The 4,964-nt window shown below is 57.7% G+C and carries 3 protein-coding genes and 3 pseudogenes; 2 read left to right on the top strand and 4 right to left on the bottom strand.

Annotation, left to right across the window (positions count from 1 at the left end; genetic code table 11):
• Positions 1–10: 10 nt before the first annotated feature.
• Entirely contained in the window at positions 11–1,333 is a 1,323-nt protein-coding gene (gene istA / locus J8I87_RS43235) for an IS21 family transposase (protein WP_245254611.1), read from the bottom strand.
• Positions 1,334–1,494: 161 nt separating this feature from the next.
• Positions 1,495–1,605: pseudogene (locus tag J8I87_RS43240) on the bottom strand (IS5/IS1182 family transposase); the annotation flags it as partial.
• 114 nt (positions 1,606–1,719) lie between these two features.
• Here J8I87_RS43240 and J8I87_RS43245 point away from each other — a divergent pair.
• Together J8I87_RS43245 and J8I87_RS43250 are read left to right on the top strand one after the other, a co-directional pair.
• A protein-coding gene (locus tag J8I87_RS43245) for an IS5 family transposase (protein ID WP_209938734.1) occupies positions 1,720–2,537 on the top strand; the annotation gives its coding sequence in 2 pieces (ribosomal slippage) (positions 1,720–2,068 and positions 2,068–2,537; 819 coding nt in all).
• A 288-nt stretch (positions 2,538–2,825) separates the two neighbouring features.
• Positions 2,826–3,071: pseudogene (locus J8I87_RS43250) on the top strand (transposase domain-containing protein); the annotation flags it as partial.
• A 142-nt stretch (positions 3,072–3,213) separates the two neighbouring features.
• Here the strand turns inward: J8I87_RS43250 and J8I87_RS43255 are convergent.
• Positions 3,214–3,806 (bottom strand): annotated as a pseudogene (locus J8I87_RS43255) (ABC transporter permease); the annotation flags it as partial.
• Positions 3,807–3,979: 173 nt separating this feature from the next.
• Complete coding sequence (locus J8I87_RS43260) at positions 3,980–4,747, bottom strand: ABC transporter substrate-binding protein (RefSeq protein ID WP_209938735.1); 768 nt, start codon at positions 4,745–4,747, stop codon at positions 3,980–3,982.
• Positions 4,748–4,964: the final 217 nt, after the last annotated feature.

Below are 4,964 nucleotides of genomic sequence, written 5' to 3' on the forward strand. Positions count from 1 at the left end.
ACCATCTCCCCTACGGTACTGAAGTTTCGGCGAAATCGAGAGCACTCGCTACTACGGGGATTCTCGGGCGGATACGTTGCGCCTCCAGCTGCTCCCAGGTTCGACGATAAGCCTCGCGAGGAAACAGTGCGTCACGAAACGCGAGCCCCTTGAACGCCTGAGGTTTGCGCCTGAGCGAGTCGATGAAGTGGCGGTAATCAAGTGCGTGGCGGTTGTCGGCAGCACGGGTGCCTCGTGAGGTGCTGTGCACCAGTGCGCCAGACAGGTAGCAGTCGAGCCGGTCACCATAGATCCGCACCTTCAGCCGGTGGCCGATCAGGCGCGACGGTGCACTGTAGAGGATGCCGCGCACGGTAAATGTGCTGCAGCGGGTCACGAGTGCTTCGTCCTCAACGAAGTCAGTGGTACGACGTTCAGGCAGATCCCGCAGTTGTTCACGCTCAATGCGAAACGCAGCGGCGTTGCGCCGGTTTCGACGCATTACCACCTCACGTACGAATTCATCGTAGGCGGGCCGGTCAGCGAAGTCGCGATGGCCTCGAAGCATCAAGGCCTGGTCGACAGCATCCTTCAGATACCGATGCGAGGACTCCACACTCCCGTTCTCGTGACCCAGACCGCGATTGTTACGCGTGCCCTCCATGCCGTAATGATCGAGCAGAGCTGCGTAACGCGTCGTGAAGTCCTCCTGTTCGGTCAGATTCCTGAAGGCGGCCGACAGACTGTCAGTGCGATGTTCACGCGGGCAGCCTCCCGCCTGCCATAGCGCGTTCTGCAATCCGGTCGCGAGGGCTTCGAAACTCTCACCACCCTCGACTACGTTTGCATACTCCCAGCGTGAGAACGCCAGCACGAAGTGATACAACCGGTGGCCAAACGGGGCGCCGCCGATCGTCACGCACAGCTTGCTCATATCTGTGAAGTCCGACAGTCCGCGCACGCCGGGCTGATGCTCCTGAGGGAAGAACACTTCCTGGGTGGGACCCTCAAGAGCCCGCCACTGGCGAATACGTCGTTCTAGCGTACGTCGCATGCTATCGGGATAACGATCCGGATGATCATCCTGCAGTTTGCGCAGGATTGTGATGCCCATCAGGTGGGGCGCGTTGCGCAGCAACGGCACGACTTCGCTATCCCAGACCTCGGCGAACGGATCGGGACGGGTCCGCCACGAATGCCGTGGCTTCTGGGATGGCAAGGTTGCATCACGTTCGATGCGGCGTGCCGTACGCACGCTGATGCCGGTCTTGGCGGCCGCCACTTCCTGCGAATGATGTTTGCGCTTGTTCATGTAGAGACGAACCTGTTGGTCGGTGATGCGGGTTCCAGACATGAGCTGACCGCTTCTTCTTTAAGCTTCGATCAGCCCATCCTAAAGCCCCGCCGACACAGCGCTGCCGGTGGCTCGTCGTCTCCGGCGGCTACGCCGCCTGCGACTCCTCACCACCGGCCAAAACAATCGTCAACGACCGGCCAAGATAATTGTCGCCGCCCAATCAGCGCAATCAGCCTTGGCCACGGCACTACACGGTCCATCTCATTCAGGAACTCCCGCTTGCGTGTGCGCTTTGTCGTCAGATCCAGACCAAGACCGAGTTGCGTCATCGACTCTCTCCATAAACATCCCCCTGCTACCCAGGATAGTTCACCTGCCTGTCAACGCCAGGACTTTTGCAGACCTTCCTTAACCTTGGGCACCTGAACAACGGAATTCCAAGGATGCAAGCGCCGATCATTGATGACGAATTGTGGAAACTGATCGAGCCGTTGCTGCCTGTCGTAAAGCCACGCGCGAAGAGCGACCCGGGGCGTCCGCGTGTATCGGATCGCGCAGCGCTCAACGGCATCCTGTTTGTGCTCAAGACGGGCATCCGCTGGAACCACTTGCCGACCCGGCTAGGTTTCGGCTCGGGCGCAACTTGCTGGCGACGATTGGACGACTGGCAAAAGGCTGGCGTGTGGGATCGGCTGCACGAGTTGCTGCTCGACAAGCTGCGTGCGGCTGGCCAGCTCGACCTCTCATATGCTGCGGTCGATTCATCGTCGGTGCGAGCTGTTGGGGCGGGCGAAAAACTGGCCCGAACCCCACGGATCGCGCGCGCCCGGGTTCCAAACATCACATCCTCGTAGACGCCAACGGTGTGCCGGTCAGCGTGATTGTGACCGAAGCAAACCGCAACGACGTCACCCAGTTGCTGCCGCTGGTCGACGCGATTCCACCGATCCGCGGCTCGCGCGGACGACCGCTTCGCAAGCCCAACGTCCTCTACGCCGATCGCGGCTACGATTCTGAATCGCACCGAGAACGCTTGCGTGATCGCGGCATCAAGCCGGTGATCGCAAGGCGCCGAACTGAACATGGCAGCGGTTTGGGTAAGTTCCGCTGGGTCGTTGAACGGACTCATTCGTGGCTCCACAACTTCCGCCGTCTCCGTACCCGCTTCGATCGTCGCGCTGACATTCACGAAGCATTTCTGAAATTCGGATGCTCGCTCGTTTGTTGGAACATCTTCAGGCGTGCTGAGCAGGATTTTTGAACTGGCCTCTTACTGTATATCGAAGCTGACCTGGCCATGAAGCAGAGGGCGCTCAACGCCATTCAACCGGTTCAGTACAGAAAGCGGCGGTTCCGCCCGCCAAGCGATCTTTTGGCCTTCCTTGACAGGCTATGATTATGCTCGCTTCATGACACGCATCTGGGCGCTCATTTTCGTCAATGCCCAGACCGCCTGACGCCCATTCAAGGCCGTGCCGGCCGTGACAACCCCACGGATCATAAATACGGCCGGTGCGCAGAAGCTTGCATAATTCCGATACGCGGATAAGAGCGCGATATAAGGCCATTCTGTACAGGTCGCAAGAGCTGGCTCTTCAGTTCTACTACGGATGGTGCGAAAGCGAGTGCGATGGTCTATAGTTTGATGCTGACGTGCCGGGCCTGCGGCGTTGAACCCCACGCCTGGCTGCTGCACGTGTTGAGAGAGCTGCCTCAGCGTGCACCGCACGCCGACATTAGCGACCTGCTGCCGTTCAACTACGCGAAACGGCAAGCCGAAACAAGCACGAGCTGATCTACCAATTAGCGCGCCACCCATGAAACGGCACGCAGCACCCAAGTGCAGTCGTGGACATCGCCGGTCACGCCAGACCGCCGCGATGCGGCCGCGCTCGCCTGTCGGTTGTAAACGATTCTCCATCGGGTGTGGTGGATTTAGCGCTTACGCTGAAGTAAAACAACTGCATGGAACTTTTTCCGGCGTCCTGCGTGACCTTTACGACGTCACTAAGGCCGATGATAGACACCAGGGCGGTTGCCTTCATTAATACCTGCCAGTTGTTCCCGATGCCGGGCAGCGCGAAACGCATCATCTGGGGGAAAATCACGTGCATGAATGCCTGCCATCGGCTCAAACCGTAGGCGATGGCAGCCTCGTCTGCCCGCGCGGTACGACCTCAAACGGACCACGGAAGGTTTCGGTGAAGTAGGCGCCATAGATGAACGCAAGCGTCAGAACGCCGGCAACGAACGGATCAATGTCGATTTGGCGCACTTGCAGCCACTCTGTGACTTCGTTCAGGCCCAATTGCAGGCTATAGAACAGCAGTAGCATCACCAGCAAGTCCGGTACGCTGCGAATCAGCGTGGTATATGCATAAGCCAGATAGCGCGGCATCCGGCTGCGAGAAACTTTGGAACTCGCAACGATTAGACCGATTAACATAGACAACAGTAGCGACAATAGCGCAAGCTTCGTGGTCGCCCAGGCGCCCTCAAGAATCAACGGCCCAAAGCCCTGCAAAAACATTACGCGTCTCCTGATCCAATAATGAGCCGGGTCTCGGTGTTTTCGAGACTGGTTCTTTTTTCGTTTTGCGGCGTGCGGTTCCTATTGCGTCATTTCCAACGAAAGGGACGCTGTCATGACGGACTCACTCATGGCCGGTCCATGCAGCGAGTCGCGCAGGAGTTAACCGAATCTCAGTAAATATCGAAGGTAAAATATTTCTTCTCTAGACTCTTATACGTGCCGTCCTGAATGATTTCAGCCAGGGCCTTGTTGATCGCCTGTTTCAAGTCGACGTCTTCCTTCCGCAAGCCGATCGCAGAACCAGTTCCCAAGATTTTCGGGTCGTCCACCGGTGCACCGGCGAATGCAAAGTCATGCCCTTTCGGCTGACCGAGAAAACCAAGCTCGGCCTGCACTGCATCTTGCAGGCTCGCATCGAGTCGGCCGGAAAGCAGGTCTTGATATACGAGGTCCTGGTTTTGGTACGAGGTCACAACGACGCCAGCCGACTCCCAGTGAACCTTGGCATAGGCCTCTGCAGTGGAGCCCTGTTCAACACCGACGTGCTTGCCCTTAAGCGACGCTGCTGTCGGCTGCAGGCCGGAATTCTTTTTAGCGATAAGACGGGTTGGCAAATTGTAGATCTTGTCGGAGAAAGCGATTTGCTTTTGCCGTGCCTCGGTGACGCCCATGGCAGCCAGAACGCCGTCGAACTTCTTCGCTTGTAGCGCGGGAATCATGCCGTCGAAATCGTTCTGAACCCAGACGCACTTCGCCTGCAACTTGGCGCAAATTGCATTGCCGAGATCAATATCAAACCCGACCAGCTTGCCATCGACAGCTTTCGATTCGAATGGCGCATAGGAAGGATCGGTGCCGAAGCGGATCTCTTTCCAGTCTTTAGCATGCGCGCCAGATGCCGCAACGGCCAAGGCGAATGCGATAAAAAGCCCTTTCATAATTCCCTCTGGATTAGTTGGCGACCTTTTTTGTGGAAAAGCCGCGATCGTGTTCAGTGCTGGGTGGCCACATACACCTTCCGCCGACAGCGGCCACCTACCGATTACAACGGACTCAATGGATAACAACCCCCTTTAATCCATCTCGTTATACAGAAGTGTCGTACCCGTTGCGCAGGATCTGGATGGTGATCACCGCATCCATGACACGCTGCAT

The organism is Paraburkholderia sp. LEh10 (assembly GCF_017814945.1).
Lineage (GTDB): Bacteria > Pseudomonadota > Gammaproteobacteria > Burkholderiales > Burkholderiaceae > Paraburkholderia.

What these genes read in the sequence shown, in the direction of transcription:
- J8I87_RS43260 (WP_209938735.1), bottom strand. Translation starts at nt 4,747, where the DNA reads ATGAAAGGGCTTTTTATCGCATTCGCCTTGGCCGTTGCGGCATCTGGC.
- istA (WP_245254611.1), bottom strand. Translation starts at nt 1,333, where the DNA reads ATGTCTGGAACCCGCATCACCGACCAACAGGTTCGTCTCTACATGAAC.